Below are 14,138 nucleotides of genomic sequence, written 5' to 3'. Positions count from 1 at the left end.
CTACCGACTGGAACGACGGGAGTTGAACTCTCGGCGCACGAGTAAACGTCCGGGCTGAAGCGATGCCCTGTTGAGACGGCTCAGGAGCTTAGTGCTCGTGGCGGGCGAGATCGACAAGATAGCGTTTGTGCACAGGAGCAGCCTCCCCCATGCCAAGTCAGTCGACATCTACTTGACCAAACCCGCAGATCCCATGGCCTGGGGCTAGGAGCTTAGTTAATTACCTTGCCTCCAAGCTTTGGAAAGATGCGACGAAGGCTCTCGTCCGATTGCCTGCGATATGAAGCGGGCTGCCTCAACAAGCTGACCTAGGTCCACCCCTGTGTCTATGCCCATGCCGTGCAGCATGTACACGAGATCTTCGCTCGCAACATTGCCACTGGCGCCAACTGCATATGGGCATCCGCCAAGACCACCAACGGACGAATCGAGTACGCTGATACCCAAGCCGAGGCAGGCATAGATATTGGCAAGCGCTTGCCCGTAGGTATCGTGAAAATGCAGCGCAATCTGGTTGACAGGAACGAATCCTAGGACATGCTTAGTCATAGCGAATGCCGCTGCGGGAGTACCAGCGCCGATTGTATCGCCGAGAGAGATTTCATAGCAGCCCATATCGAAAAGGCGCTTCGCAACATCGGCGACTTTCTCTGCCGGCACGTCGCCCTGGTACGGACACCCCAGTACACAGGAGACGTATCCCCTGACCTTAACCCCCCGCTCGCGTGAGGCCGCAATCACGGGCTGAAATCGAGCGAGGCTCTCATCGATGGTGCAGTTGATATTCCGTTGTGAAAATGCCTCCGATGCGGAAGCAAAAACAGCCACTTCCTCAACACCGCTTTCCAAAGCTGCGTGGAGTCCTTTGATGTTCGGGACGAGTACTGGGTACTGAACGCCGGGCTTGCGTTGGATATGGCTCAGGACTTCAGCCGTATCTGCCATCTGAGGCACCCACTTGGGTGAAACGAAGCTGCCGGACTCAATAGTTTGCAGTCCCGCATGGGTGAGACGATTGATCAGCTCAATCTTGACTTCTGTCGCGACAATGCCGGGCTCATTCTGCAACCCGTCACGGGGGCCTACCTCAACGATGCGCACGGTTTTCGGATACGTCATATGGGCCGTTGACCTCTCATAATATTGTGGGGAAAAGCAGTATCCAGAGAAGGGGGTCTCTATCTCAGCGAGCGTTTGAGGAAATCCAGAAAGCGCTCATCTGCGCCGTAAGCAACGTTCACGCGCATTGCAGCCCGTCGCCCCGGCGTGCGCCCAGGCCGAAACACCTGACCAGGTGCGAGAAATATACTCTCCCCCGCAGCCTTATGGACTAAGTCGAGTTCGTCTATATCTGGAGGCAGCTCAGTCCAGAGATAGAAACCCGGAATTTTACCGGCGTAGACGGTCAGGCCGACATTCGTCAGCTCTGTCACCGCAATTCGATGCGCATCCTCAAGGCGTGCTCGCAGACGACGCAGATGGCGAAGGTAGTGCCCGCCGTTGATCAGATTAAAGATGAAGCGCTCAACATAGTCGGACGTTGCGACGCCTGTCACCATTTTGATATCGCTCAACGGACCGATGATCGCCGGATTTCCTGCCACGAAGCCGCTGCGTAGACTTGCCGATAGTGTCTTTGAGAACGTTCCGACATAGAGAACCCGATCAAGTTGATCGAGGGCGCTAAGGCGTGGCAATGTTGGGGATAGCAGGTCGGCGAAGGTGTCATCCTCGACAAGGTGAAATCCGAAGCGCTCGGACGCCTGTAGCAAGCCGAAGGCCGTTCCAGGCGAGAGGGAGCTTCCTGTTGGATTATGCGCCTGAGATTGGGTGAAGAAAATTTTTGGCCTGTGAGTGACGAGCTTCGCGTTTAGATCCGCCAGTTCAGGGCCATCGGGCCCGCGCTGAATGCCGACAATTTGTGCTTTTGCGAGTGTCAGTTTGCCGAAGAGCGGATAATAGCCTGGATCGTCGACGAACACTGTGTCGCCAGGCTCGATGAGATGGCGAATGATGAGATCGAACGCATGATTGGCCCCATGGGTGAGCAACAGACCGTCCGACCGCACGGCGATGGAGCGATCCATCAGCTGCACACGGAGCCATTCCCGCAAGGGACCGTAGCCTCGTGAGCTGCCATAGCCGAAATCAACGCTGTCCGGCCCGGCTGCTTTGAAATTGACGAAGTACCGACGCAGCTCCGAGTCTTCCATCCAAGAAGCGGGCGGCCGGCCGTCGCCGGGGCGCACCTCATAATGATGATCCAACTGCTCCCGCAGCAGGGAGACGACATCAACCGCCTCCGCTACATGGGGGTGTGAAGGGCTAGGATGGGACAAATCGAGATGAGATACATAGTAGCCAGAACCGATGCGCGCCTCTAGGAGGCCGTGAGCCACAAGCCGATCGTAAGCCTCTGCCATGGTGTTCTTCGAGACATCATGCTCCTGTGCCGCTTGCCGCACGGAGGGCAGCCTTTCGCCCACCTTGTAGGCCCCTGCACGCAGCATGGTCGTTAGATGCTCGACAATTGAATCGACGCGCGTCATCCGTCGATGCTGACCAGCCATGACTGTCCCTAATATTTTACTGGGACAGTCATGGCGATATTGGCACAAACTGTCCCTTGATTGTCCCAGTCAGCATAGGACAATTTCATTCAATAACCAAGCAGCATATAGGGGAGAGATGATGGATAACGCCGGCACCCTTGCGCCGAAGCCAATCAATTCGCGCCTTGAAAACTACCGGAACAAAACGCCGAGTGAGCGTCTCGACACTCTGGCGCAGACAGTCGGCCTAAGCGCGGAAGACGCAGTCATTCTGGGCCAGCCAAATGCCCTGCCGATTGAACGCGCCAACGGCATGATCGAGAACGTCGTTGGCACATTCCAGCTACCGCTTGGCATCGCTACCAACTTCCTCGTCAACGGCCGTGACTATCTCGTGCCAATGGCGGTTGAGGAGCCGTCTGTCGTGGCAGCCGCATCCTACATGGCCCGACTGGCGCGCGAACACGGTGGCTTCGAGACGTCAAGCACGGGACCAATCATGCGGGCTCAGGTGCAGGTGGTCGGGGTCACGGATCCCTATGGTGCGCGACTCAAGCTGCTCGCCGCGCGGGATCGAATCCTGACCGAGGCAAATGCACGCGATACGGTTCTCGTTGGCTTGGGCGGTGGTTGCAAGGACATCGAGGTTCATGTCTTCCCGCAGAGCGCTCGCGGGCCGATGGTTGTCATGCATCTGTTGGTGGACGTACGTGACGCCATGGGTGCCAACACGGTCAATACCATGGCTGAGACGGTTGCTCCTACCGTCGAAGAACTCACTGGGGGGCAGGTACGCCTTCGCATTCTCTCCAATCTCGCCGATCTGCGCATTTCCCGCGCGCGGGTCTGCATTGCCGAGACAACTCTTGCCACGAAAGAGTTCTCCGGACGCCGCATGATTGAGGGCATCCTGGAGGCCTATGAGCTCGCAGCGATCGATCCCTATCGCGCGGCGACTCACAACAAAGGCATCATGAACGGCATCGACCCAGTGATTGTGGCAACAGGTAATGATTGGCGCGCGGTCGAAGCGGGTGCCCACGCTTACGCGGCGCGTAGCGGACACTATACCTCTCTTTCCACCTGGGAGATGGACACGGAAGGCAACCTTGTTGGAACCCTTGAGATGCCCATGGCCGTCGGCCTTGTCGGCGGTGCCACCAAAACGCACCCGGCAGCACAGGCCGCTCTCAAGGTATTGCAGGTGAGGAGTGCGCAGGAACTGGCCGAGGTCACCGTTGCGGTTGGCCTAGCGCAGAATATGGCAGCGCTTCGTGCTCTGGCAACTGAAGGTATTCAGCGCGGTCACATGGCCCTTCATGCCCGCAATATCGCGATCATTGCCGGAGCCGTAGGCAACGAGGTCGAGGTCGTGGCGGCCGAGCTTGCGAAGGCGCACGACGTGCGCACCGATCGCGCCAAAGAGATTCTTGTCCGCATCCGCGGGTAAGGAGAGCCGCAAGACCTGACGAACGTCGTCAGGTCTTGCGGGCTGGCATGATTGAGAACTATCGGTGCCAGCTAACCATCAGCTACAACAATAACAAAACGTTCCGGGAGGAACAGGAAATGGATAGACTCACTCATTCAAATCGGGCCGGTCCGGTTTCGACTAATCGTGCCGTAGCGAAGTATCAACTGGCAGAAGTCTGGGGCGACGTGGTTGACCTGCGTCAGCTCGGTGTTGCTATCATTATCGGCGCGGCCATCAGCCTCGGTACCTACTTCATTGCGGGTCGCATCTTTGCCGCTACCGTCGAGGTTGCGGCGGTTGGGCGAGCCTATGCGATGCTGGCGGGTCTTGTCGGATGCGTTGTCAGCGGCATCGTGTGCGCGAAACTGTTCCCGCCGAAGCGTGAGGTCATGGAGAGCGCGGCCGATCCCTCGTGGCGGGCCGAGGCCATGGAACAGCTCGCTGCTGAGACCGGCACCATCGGCCGCATCGAGGATCTACCTCCCGTCGTGGCGCAGGAGATGAAAGAGCTGGGCCTCTACGATCTCTTCGCATCTTATGACTCAAACCGAAATGCTGACGAGAAAGAGCAGGGTACTGTTGCTCCTCAGACGCTGAAGACCGCCGCTGGAGCATAATCATGGACGGGCTTCTCTACGACATCTCTATCGCCCTTGCCATGGGCCTTGCGGGCGCGATCCTGTTCTCGGCTATCGGCCTGATCTCCGGTACCGACGAAACCACCACTATCGCGCCCGTGACGCTGCTGGTTGTGCTGCTCGGCGTGCCACCAGTTGGTGTCTTCACGTTCTGGCTCGCGGCTGCCGTGTCGAAGCATATGACCCATGCGGTGCCGACAGCATTGCTTGGCATTCCCGGGGACACGCTGGCTGTGCCCCTGCTGCCGCAGGCAACGGCGCTTCGCAATCTCGGCGCTCCTCACATCGCCCTCCGGAAGATGCTTGCTGGAGGTCTTGTGGCGGCGCTGATCGCCGTACCGCTGTCGGTCGGGTTTGCTCTGCTGCTCGCACCGTTTGGCCAGATGATCACGAGCTCGGCTCCGTGGATCTTCCTCGCTGCCGCCTTGCTCATCGCCTACTTTTCGGCAGGCCGCTGGGCCTCCGTTGCAGCGCTTGTCCCCTTCGTGCTGATGATCGTGGCGCTGCAAGCCTACACAGGCAGTCAGGGCGTGAAGCTCAGCGTCAGCTACTTCCTCGGCATCGCCATCGGTCCGCTTGTTGCCGACCTCTTCTGTGTCCTCGCACCGGTGGAAAGAGCGCGGATGCGGCGAGATGGCCCGCGCAAGTTCTCGCTTGCGCCAGACGTGAAGAGTTGGGGCGGCTACTTCCCGAATCCACTTAAGGTTCTGGATGCAACGCAGCTGAAGTGGACGGCAGGCGCTGCTGCGGTAACCAGCGCAACTTTCGTCTTCAGCCCAGTTGCCATGACGGTGATCATGGGCGAGGTCGTGTCTTCGCGGATCAAGCATGCCTACCGGCGGCTTACCACCGTGTTGAGCGTGCGCAACGGCGTGACGGAGTCCACCTATATTGCCGAAGCCCTGATCCCACTCATTGCCTTTGGGTTGCCGTTGAGCCCTGTTGCCGCGGGACCTGCAGCCCCCCTGTTCAATGCGCCGCCCCGCTTCACGGTGGATGCCGCCGCAGGGCAGATCAATAACCTGCACACCATGATGACGCCGTGGGAATTCCTCGGCTATGGCTTCCTGGGCGTATTGCTGGCAGCCCTGGTGGCTTATCCGTTCGCCATGAACTACGCACGTACCGCGGCGGCCTTCGTGTCGCGCCGGATCAGCCATGAGGCCATCATTGCCACCTTCGTCGGCCTCGTGCTGGTGATTGGGCTGTGGGAAGGCCAGCTGCTTGGTTTGCTGGTAGTTATCGCTGTGGGCCTCGTCGGCGGCCTTTTGTACCGGATCCTCGGATTCAACACCGGTGTCCAATTCATGGGCTACTATACGGCTATTCTCAGCGTACCAGCGTTGACCAAACTCATTACGGGCTGACGCGCCAAGAGCAGCTCCACGCCTTCTCTATGATTACTCGGGCTCAGGTACGCAAGGTTCCTGAGCCCGTATTCATTCTGGAGTTTGCCGGTTCTGCGCGTGGCACCGCTTGGCGCATTGTCCTGAAGAGAGGCGACGCTGACAAACACCTCGCTTATTAATGCAGCCAGAACCGAATGATGAGGCTGACCGCTCCAGTCGTGCCGACGCCGGCAACCCAGAGACCGACGAACCACAGCCAGCGACGCAGGGCGGAGCCTTGTTCGAGTTCGTCGGTCATCAGTGATACCCCTCGTGTCCGGTCTTACCGCGGAACACCCAGTACGAGTACCCGGTGTAGGCGAGGATGATTGGAATCAGTACGCTCGCGCCCACCAGCATGAACTGAAGGCTCGCAGTCGGGGCAGCAGCCTCGTGGATCGTGACGGCGTTCGGCACCACGTACGGGAACATGCTGATGCCCAGGCCGAGCAGGCACAGACCGAACAGCCCTAGCGTCAGCAGGAACGGCCAGTATTCCCAGCGGCGTACCAGACTTACCAGCAGCGCCCCGGAGCATAGACCGACCAGCAGCGGCACCTGGGCCGTGAACAGCACCTGCGGCCAAGCAAACCAACGCTCGTAATAGGCTCCATTCAGGAACGGAGTCGCCGCGCTCACCAGACCGACGCAGACGATCAGCCCGATGGCGAGCTTGCCGGCGAGGCGGTAGCTGTGGTTCTGGACCATGCCCTCGGTCTTCATCACGAGCCATGTCGCGCCGAGCAGGGCATAACCGATTACGAGGCTGATGCCGACCAACAGGCTGAACGGTGTAAACCAGTCCCACCAGCCGCCAGCATAGGAGCGTCCTTCCACCGCAATGCCCTGAAGCAGGGCACCGAGCGTGATGCCCTGCGCCAGCGTCGCCACGACCGAGCCTGTCGTGAAGGCAAAGTCCCAGTAGCGGCGGTGGCCCGGATCGCGCCAGCGGAACTCGAAGGCGACACCACGGAAGATCAGCGCCAGCACCATGGCGATGATCGGCGCGTAGAGCGCCGGCAAGACGATTGCGTAGGCCAGAGGGAAGGCCGCCATCAGGCCGCCCCCGCCGAGCACCAGCCAGGTCTCGTTGCCGTCCCAAACCGGCGCGACAGAGTTCATGGCGCTGTCGCGCTCCGGTCCGGGCTGGAAGAACGGGAACAGGATGCCGATGCCGAGATCGAAGCCGTCCATCACAACGTAGGCAAAGACGGCGAAGGCGATGACGAAGGCCCAGAGGGTGGGGAGATCAAAAACAGGGATCATGGTTCAAGCCTCCGCGCCGAGGGTGCGCGCCGGGTCGATCGCCGGGGCAGGGGTGATGCCCGCGGTGCGGATCGGCTCGCGCCCGGCCTCGGGTCCGGTCTCACCTGGGTGCGGGGCCTTGCCCATGAGCTTAAGGATGTACCCGGTGCCAGCGCCGAACACGATGAAGTAGACCACGATGAAGGTCAGCAGTGACGCGGCGACAGCCGGCGCTTCAAGCGGGGAAGCTGAGGCCGCGGTCATGAGCAGGCCATAGACGGTGAAGGGCTGCCGTCCGACCTCCGTGGTAACCCAGCCGGCAATCACGGCCACAAAGCCCGCAGGTCCCATGGTCAGCGCCAGCCAGTGCAGCGGGCGCCAGTCATAAAGCCGACTGCGGAAGCGCGCCCACAGGCTGAGCACGCCGAGGGCAAACATCGCGAAGCCCAGACCTACCATGATGCGGAACGACCAGAACACCACCGGCACGTACGGCCAATTGGCGCGGTCGACCGTGTCGAGCCCCTTCAGCGGGGCATTGAGGTCGTGCTTGAGGATAAGCGAGGATGCCTTTGGGATCTCGATGGCGCTGTGCACCGTGCCGGCCTCCTGGTCGGGAATGCCAAACAGGATTAGCGGAGCCCCGTCAGGGTGGCTCTGGAAGTGCCCCTCCATGGCCATGACCTTGGCGGGCTGGTGCTCCAGCGTGTTGAGGCCGTGCATGTCGCCGGCGAAGATCTGGAGCGGGGCGACGACCGAAATCATGCCCATGGCCATCGAGAACATCACGCGAGCACCCTTATTGGTGCACTCGCGCAAGAGGTGCCACGCCCCGACACCACCCACGACCAAGGCTGTGGTGAGATACGCTGCCATTACTGTGTGGACTAAGCGGTAAGGAAAGGATGGGTTGAAGATGATCGCCCACCAGTCCTGTGGGACGAACTGCCCGACCTCGTTGACGCCGTAGCCAACCGGGGTCTGCATCCATGAGTTAGCGGACAGGATCCAGAAGGCCGAGATGAAAGTGCCGACAGCGACCGCAAGGGTCGCGGCGAAATGCAGCTTCCGGCCGACGCGCCCCATGCCGAAGAGCATGATGCCCAGGAAGCCGGCTTCAAGGAAGAAGGCCGTCATGACCTCGTAGGCCATGAGCGGTCCGATAACCGGCCCGGCCTTGTCGGAAAACACGGACCAGTTGGTGCCGAACTGGTAGGACATGACGATGCCCGAGACCACACCCATGGCAAATGCCAGGGCGAAGATCTTGAGCCAGTACTTGAACAGGTTGAGATAGACCTCGCGCCCGGTCCATAGCCACAGCCCCTCCAGCACGGCGAGGTAGCTCGCCAGCCCAATAGAGAACGACGGGAAGATGAAATGGAATGAAACGGTGAACGCGAACTGGAACCGTGCCAGCAGCAGTGCGTCAAACTGGTCGAACATTTTTTACTTGTCCTTGGTCGCGTCGCGGCGGCTCTTCTTCGATCCCGGCACGACGAAGAGGCGGTCCTTCATCTCCAGGATCTTCTGCACCTTCGAGCCCAGCGTCAGAAGCTGGACGAGCCGTTCAGTATCGAGCCGCTGCACGTCGGCGTACCAGCCTGTCAGCAGCTCGAAGAGGTCGTGCATCTCGCGCATACGCTCCTGCGCATGGCGCTCGTCCACGCTGGCGGGTTCCTGCATGAGCACCTCGCGCAGGAGCGTCATGGTCGGGTCGATCTCCCGCTTCTTACGCTCCTCCACGAGGGTGCGGACGATCTGCCAGATGTCCTCGGGCGTGGCGAAGTAGTCGCGCCGGTCGCCCGGCTTGTGCTGAAGCCGTACGAGGTTCCAGGCCTGCAACTCCTTGAGCCCCATGCTGACATTGGAGCGCGAGACGCCCAGCCGCTCGACGATGTCCTCGGCGTTCAGCGGCTCCTTGGAGAGGAACAGTAAGGCGTAGATTTGCCCGACAGTGCGGTTGATGCCCCAGCGAGAGCCCATCTCGCCGAAGTGGAGCACGAATGTCTGGACGAGGGGAGGGAGGTTCACGACATATCCTGAAATTTCAGAAATTTCTGAAATATGTGATTTGCATTGATCCAAGTCAAGTGACGCGCCGGCATCAGGCACTGGCTGCAGTCGAGCTTATGGGCTGCTTAGTGTCGGGAGGGGGAAGGAGGGAGCATCACCCTCTCGCCCTCGCCTCGCTCCGGTGCTCACGCACCAGGTCGGCAATGCGGTTCATATAGTGATCGCGGATCCCAAATCCTTCCAGGCCGTGGATCGTATCGAAGAGGTAGTCTTGGCAGGAGCCGAGCGGTCCGCATGCGGTCGCAATTACCTGAGCGGTGTTGGTCTCAGAGACCGGACGCACGTAGTTCGGGGCCGCATGGTTGATGGTGAAGGCAATGCCGTAGGTGCACTCCGGCAGGTCAGGCCCACGCAGCTTGATCCAGCGGGGGACGTAGGATCCCATCACCATCTCGCGCCGCCAGACCAGTTCAAGCTCGGCCTCCGCCTCGGAGTGCGCGACGCGAAAGGCGACGCCCCGGCATGAGCCGCCGCGGTCGAGCCCGAGGACCAAGCCGGGATTCTCCGGGGTCCCGCGCCCGATGGGGGTAGACAGGCAGAACTGCCGATGCCAACCCCGGATCAGCACGGGCTTGCGCTCGACAAAGTGGAAGGCCGGGTTCCAGATCAGCGAGCCATAGGCAAACAGCCAGACATCGCCCGGTGCGGGTTGCGCGGCGAGGGTTGCATGGAGGGATACCCGCCGCTCCTCGTCGCTTAGCACGACCAAGTCGATCCCCGAGCGAGCGACCAATTCGTGCACGAATCCGTCCCGGAGCGCTTCACGGGTCAGGCTGTGGGCTCGCTTCGTCGCGCTTGATCCTTCCATTCCGCTCTCCAGTGGGCTCGGCTTTGGGTCTCACGGTCTCCTCAAGGCCGCCGGACGATATGTAGGTCTAAAGTGGCAGCATGGTCATGTCGGTGGCGCAGGGCAGCGTCACCCATGATGCACTTCCTCTTGGCGGATCCTGATGAACCGCGCCATGGTCCCTTGCTTGATCATGGCTCCGCGACGGGGCGCCCGACCGCTGCCGTCAGCGTCTTCTGCGGAATTCTACTCATAGGCCAGAGCCTGGACGTCACGTGGAGGATGCCTGTTCCGGTTGATGCTCCGGCATCCTATAGGCGTCGGCGATGATCTCGGTCGATTGATCGATGGAGGCAGGCGAATGCCCCAGGCTCATCAACATGAGCTCGTCCGCGCTCAGGTGTCGCTGCGAGGGTTCAATTTCTCCGCGGCCGGTGCCCGCCCCGCGAAGGTTTGAATAGCACACGGTATGCATCACGTGAACGTGCATTCCGCGTGAGTATTCACAGTTCTCAAGCCAGCGACGTCGGCAAGCAGGCGTATCGGAGGTGTGGTAAAACTACTACTGGGCCGGTCAGGATGAACTTGATCAGGTCCGAATAGTCTGTCACGTCCCGCTGGGAGCTTCAGAAACTGACCGAGCCCGGGCTTTCACTCGTTCATGCGCATTTAGTTGTTTGAACTTGCGCTCCAGGGAGCCAGCTACTTAACTGTCGCCTAGTCAGCGAACTTGTCCTGTGAGAAGGGCCTTGGCTATCGCCGCTTTCCAGCCGATTTTGCTAACATCTGTTGCATGGCTGCTTCAGCTCGAGCTCTGGCTTCGGCATCATGTGAGAGGTTGCGGACCTCGGAGACCTCACTTTGCTCGCGAAGGCCATATTTGCGAGCCTGCCACTGCTTAGCTTGCGCCGCAGTAGCGGCCGCGTTCGCCAATCTCTCCAGGCGGTCAAGCTGTGGCGTGCTGGCAGAGTTTTCTTCAGGGGACTCGTTCTCCGGCACTGGGGCCTTGGTCATAGGTTGCTTCCCACAATCAATGTCTATGCTCCCTAGGAGCTTACAGGCAATTCTCTCAAGGTGTGCCGATCTTCCAGACCGCTCTACGAAGGTCCGAACCCTACCAATCTCTTCTGGCGGGGTCATGCTGCATGAGCGGATCACCGGCATCCACTACGATTTCATCCCTGCTCCAGATTTGCGATGAGCGCAAGCGTGACGTGCGCGCAGCAGGCGGCGTGGATGCAACTCCTGCACTAGTGCGTGGACAAAGTGGCTTCGACGACAAGAGTGCCGCAGCTCCTAATGTGTTCGCCAACTTGGCTCTAGGCATTTGTCGCTTTGGCGTGACTGGCGCGTCTTTTCGGGAGGACGATATTGATTATCATCAAGCTGGCGCCGATGTCCTTGACGCACACGAAAGCGAAGTGATCACCGAGCTGGCAGACGCAATCTGGGGGATCGTCGTGCTACAAGGGCTGTTTGATCCAGGGCGAGTTGCATCGGATGGGTAGGGGTCTCACGAGCGTCATCCTAGACTGTGCAGCTCAGGCTTGCTCAGGTTGAGCGGTAGTTGGTATCGCAAGAGCTTGCAACATTACGTTCCGGCAACGGCACCCTCACAAGGCTAGCTAGGAAGTACGGACAGGGTTCTGTTTGCAATTCTGCATACCAATAACGATCCGTCATATACGCTGATGGTAGTTCATCGATATGCATGTGCACCACGCCCAAAGAAGAAAGTCCTTTCTTCGATCTATTTACCCAACATTAGTTTCCGCACATCATGATTAGCCGGCTGATGGCTCAACACCAAGTGTTTTGAATATATTCCAAGAGCATTGCTCCCAACCACCGCAAGAAGTGGCCGGGCAGCAGCAGGGGGCACGATGAAAGCTTTGCTAACTAAGTTCAGTTTGAAATTCCAGATTGGGATCGTCGGTGCGTTTGCATCTGCAGGTATATTCATCGTTGGTGCAATCTACCTCATATCTCAGAGCACACTTATTCATTACGAAGACTCGTTGGCTGCTGCCGAGCAAACTCAGCAACTTGCCGCCGCAGCGAATGTAGGGCTACTGGAGATGCGTCGTGCGGAGAAGGACTACCTACTCCGAAAGGACGAAAAGTACTCCCAACGCCATGCCGAGCTCTCACAGGCCTTCGAGAATAATCTCACCAAACTCGACGCAGCGCTTGGGCGCTTACCGGGTCTTGCGAGCGTTGGCGGACAACTCAACAGTCTGCGCGAGAATTTTGTCACCTACAGCAACAGCTTCACCAAGCTTGTCGCCGCGCAGAAGAAGCTTGGATTAAACGAAAATGCCGGCTTGCAGAGTGCCCTACGCAGCTCTGTTCATACGGTCGAAACGAAGCTTGCTGAGGTCAACAATCTCCAGTTGACGAACCTCATGCTCATGATGCGCCGACACGAAAAAGATTTCATGCTGCGCCTCGATCCGAAATACGGCGAGGACATGAAGAAGCGCGCTGATGAGTTCTCAACCGCCTTATCCTCATCAGGGATCCACTCAACAAGGCAAGGTGAGATCAAACAGCTTATAGCTTCCTATCAGAAGGATTTTTCCGACTATATTACCGTCTCGAATGATCTAACCAACGAGATGAAGGTGCTGTCGAGCGCCTACGCTAAAGTCGATCCGGTCGTCTCGGCGATCTTGGTCGCAGCCTCCGATCAATACGCTCGTGCCAAGAGCGGCATGAACAATGCAACAGCTTCGACGACACATATGATGTGGACCGCAATCGCTGTTGCGTTGGCTGCCGTTTCAATACTCACATGGCTTGTCGGACGGGCCGTGTCCAAGCCTATTCTAGCTTTGAGTGAGACGATGGCGCATCTCGCCCGGGATAACCTGTCAGTAACGGTCTTCGGTCAGGAACGCGGCGACGAGGTCGGCACCATCGCACGCGCCGTACAAGTATTCAAAGAAGCGCTGATTGCTAAGAAGATCGCCGATGAACGGGCAGTCTTCGAAGCGGATACGAAAGCCCGCAGGGCCGAGGTGCTTGATCAGCTGACGAAGACGTTCGAGCACAACGTCTCCGCCCTGACCCAGGGCCTCGCCTCCGCCGCCACGGAAATGGAGGCCACCGCTCAATCGATGACCTCGGTTGCCAACCAGACCAACAATCAATCCGTCACGGTGGCATCGGCCGCCCAGCAGACCTCGGCCAACGTGCAGACCGTGGCAGCCGCGACGGAAGAGCTGTCGATCTCCATCCGCGAGATCGCATCGCAGGTCGCGCAATCCTCGGAGATCGCCGACCGCGCTGTCTCCGGCGCACAGCGCACCAACTCCACCGTTCAGGATCTTGCAGCCACTGCGGAAAAGATCGGCAATGTGGTGCAGCTGATCAACAACATCGCCTCGCAGACCAATCTGCTGGCCCTCAATGCCACCATCGAGGCGGCCCGTGCCGGGGAAGCCGGCAAGGGCTTTGCGGTGGTGGCTTCCGAGGTGAAGGATCTCGCCAGCCAGACCGCCAAGGCGACCGAGGAAATCTCGCAGCAGATCGGCTCGGTTCAGCAGGCGACCCAGCAAACGGTGGCGGCCATTCAGGAGATCGCCAGGACCATCACCGAAATGTCGCAGATCTCTGTCGGCATCGCGGCGGCCATGGAGGAGCAGGGAGCCGCGACCGCCGAGATTGCCCGCAACGTGCAGGAGGCGGCGCGTGGCACCGAGCAGGTGACGGGCAATATCGAAGATGTCCGTCGGGGCGCGGGAGACACCGGCGCTGCCGCATCGCAGGTGCTCGGGGCCGCCCAGGAACTGTCACATCATTCGGAAGACTTGAGACGCGAAGTCGCAAACTTCCTCAATGATGTCAAAGCTGCATAAGCACTTAAGTTCCTCAGGCTGATGAACTGGTTGCGCCTCCACTCAGGCCTGAGGAAGTGCGTTGCACGATCTCACAGTGGAGCCGCCAGAAGTAATAGCGCTCACGCTAGGATCTAGT

At 59.5% G+C, this 14,138-nt stretch carries 12 protein-coding genes; 5 read left to right on the top strand and 7 right to left on the bottom strand.

Annotated elements, in window-relative coordinates; genetic code table 11:
- Positions 1 to 216: 216 nt before the first annotated feature.
- Both LJD17_RS20480 and LJD17_RS20475 read right to left on the bottom strand, forming a co-directional pair.
- Positions 217 to 1,119 carry a hydroxymethylglutaryl-CoA lyase gene (locus LJD17_RS20480; protein ID WP_227386051.1) on the bottom strand — a complete coding sequence of 301 codons (903 nt, stop codon included), beginning with the start codon at positions 1,117 to 1,119 and terminating at the stop codon, positions 217 to 219.
- A 59-nt stretch (positions 1,120 to 1,178) separates the two neighbouring features.
- The gene (locus tag LJD17_RS20475) at positions 1,179 to 2,618 is read right to left on the bottom strand and encodes an aminotransferase-like domain-containing protein (RefSeq protein ID WP_227386050.1); all 1,440 of its coding nucleotides are present in this window, start codon (positions 2,616 to 2,618) and stop codon (positions 1,179 to 1,181) included.
- 70 nt (positions 2,619 to 2,688) lie between these two features.
- Here LJD17_RS20475 and LJD17_RS20470 point away from each other — a divergent pair, with 70 nt between their 5' ends.
- From LJD17_RS20470 to LJD17_RS20460, 3 genes are read left to right on the top strand one after another with little or no spacing between them, the layout of a single operon-like run.
- Positions 2,689 to 4,002 (top strand): hydroxymethylglutaryl-CoA reductase, degradative, encoded by a 1,314-nt coding sequence (locus LJD17_RS20470; RefSeq protein ID WP_406600857.1) that lies wholly within the window; start codon positions 2,689 to 2,691, stop codon positions 4,000 to 4,002.
- Between the two features lie 47 nt (positions 4,003 to 4,049).
- Positions 4,050 to 4,643 (top strand): hypothetical protein, encoded by a 594-nt coding sequence (locus tag LJD17_RS20465; RefSeq protein ID WP_227386049.1) that lies wholly within the window; start codon positions 4,050 to 4,052, stop codon positions 4,641 to 4,643.
- A gap of 2 nt (positions 4,644 to 4,645) precedes the next feature.
- Positions 4,646 to 6,031 carry a tripartite tricarboxylate transporter permease gene (locus tag LJD17_RS20460; protein WP_227386048.1) on the top strand — a complete coding sequence of 462 codons (1,386 nt, stop codon included), beginning with the start codon at positions 4,646 to 4,648 and terminating at the stop codon, positions 6,029 to 6,031.
- Positions 6,032 to 6,188: 157 nt separating this feature from the next.
- Here the strand turns inward: LJD17_RS20460 and LJD17_RS20455 are convergent, their stop codons facing one another.
- From LJD17_RS20455 to LJD17_RS20435, 5 genes are all read right to left on the bottom strand, one after another.
- Positions 6,189 to 6,311 carry a DUF2474 domain-containing protein gene (locus LJD17_RS20455; RefSeq protein ID WP_227386047.1) on the bottom strand — a complete coding sequence of 41 codons (123 nt, stop codon included), beginning with the start codon at positions 6,309 to 6,311 and terminating at the stop codon, positions 6,189 to 6,191.
- Complete coding sequence (gene cydB / locus LJD17_RS20450) at positions 6,311 to 7,318, bottom strand: cytochrome d ubiquinol oxidase subunit II (RefSeq protein WP_227386046.1); 1,008 nt, start codon at positions 7,316 to 7,318, stop codon at positions 6,311 to 6,313. The genes LJD17_RS20455 and cydB overlap by 1 nt, the downstream gene beginning before the upstream one ends.
- A 3-nt stretch (positions 7,319 to 7,321) precedes the next feature.
- A complete protein-coding gene (locus LJD17_RS20445) occupies positions 7,322 to 8,743 on the bottom strand; it encodes a cytochrome ubiquinol oxidase subunit I (protein ID WP_227386045.1) in 1,422 nt (473 codons plus the stop codon).
- Between the two features lie 3 nt (positions 8,744 to 8,746).
- Positions 8,747 to 9,331, bottom strand: coding sequence for a GbsR/MarR family transcriptional regulator (locus LJD17_RS20440; protein WP_227386044.1), 585 nt, complete (start codon positions 9,329 to 9,331; stop codon positions 8,747 to 8,749).
- A gap of 136 nt (positions 9,332 to 9,467) precedes the next feature.
- Entirely contained in the window at positions 9,468 to 10,181 is a 714-nt protein-coding gene (locus LJD17_RS20435) for a gamma-glutamylcyclotransferase (protein ID WP_227386043.1), read from the bottom strand.
- A gap of 1,124 nt (positions 10,182 to 11,305) precedes the next feature.
- Here LJD17_RS20435 and LJD17_RS20430 point away from each other — a divergent pair.
- Positions 11,306 to 11,668 (top strand): hypothetical protein, encoded by a 363-nt coding sequence (locus LJD17_RS20430; protein ID WP_227386042.1) that lies wholly within the window; start codon positions 11,306 to 11,308, stop codon positions 11,666 to 11,668.
- Positions 11,669 to 12,043: 375 nt separating this feature from the next.
- A complete protein-coding gene (locus LJD17_RS20425) occupies positions 12,044 to 14,020 on the top strand; it encodes a methyl-accepting chemotaxis protein (protein ID WP_227386041.1) in 1,977 nt (658 codons plus the stop codon).
- Positions 14,021 to 14,138: the final 118 nt, after the last annotated feature.

This window comes from Microvirga rosea (assembly GCF_020595095.1).
Taxonomy (GTDB): domain Bacteria; phylum Pseudomonadota; class Alphaproteobacteria; order Rhizobiales; family Beijerinckiaceae; genus Microvirga; species Microvirga rosea.
The sequence above is the reverse complement of the archived record's forward strand: the minus strand, read 5'-3'. Positions and strand labels throughout refer to the sequence as shown.

Bases quoted from the DNA above. Each gene is read 5' to 3' on its own strand.
- LJD17_RS20470 (WP_406600857.1), top strand. From the start codon at position 2,689: ATGATGGATAACGCCGGCACCCTTGCGCCGAAGCCAATCAATTCGCGC.
- LJD17_RS20435 (WP_227386043.1), bottom strand. From the start codon at position 10,181: ATGGAAGGATCAAGCGCGACGAAGCGAGCCCACAGCCTGACCCGTGAA.
- LJD17_RS20460 (WP_227386048.1), top strand. From the start codon at position 4,646: ATGGACGGGCTTCTCTACGACATCTCTATCGCCCTTGCCATGGGCCTT.
- LJD17_RS20480 (WP_227386051.1), bottom strand. From the start codon at position 1,119: ATGACGTATCCGAAAACCGTGCGCATCGTTGAGGTAGGCCCCCGTGAC.
- LJD17_RS20425 (WP_227386041.1), top strand. From the start codon at position 12,044: ATGAAAGCTTTGCTAACTAAGTTCAGTTTGAAATTCCAGATTGGGATC.
- cydB (WP_227386046.1), bottom strand. From the start codon at position 7,318: ATGATCCCTGTTTTTGATCTCCCCACCCTCTGGGCCTTCGTCATCGCC.
- LJD17_RS20430 (WP_227386042.1), top strand. From the start codon at position 11,306: ATGAGCGGATCACCGGCATCCACTACGATTTCATCCCTGCTCCAGATT.
- LJD17_RS20465 (WP_227386049.1), top strand. From the start codon at position 4,050: ATGATTGAGAACTATCGGTGCCAGCTAACCATCAGCTACAACAATAAC.
- LJD17_RS20445 (WP_227386045.1), bottom strand. From the start codon at position 8,743: ATGTTCGACCAGTTTGACGCACTGCTGCTGGCACGGTTCCAGTTCGCG.
- LJD17_RS20455 (WP_227386047.1), bottom strand. From the start codon at position 6,311: ATGACCGACGAACTCGAACAAGGCTCCGCCCTGCGTCGCTGGCTGTGG.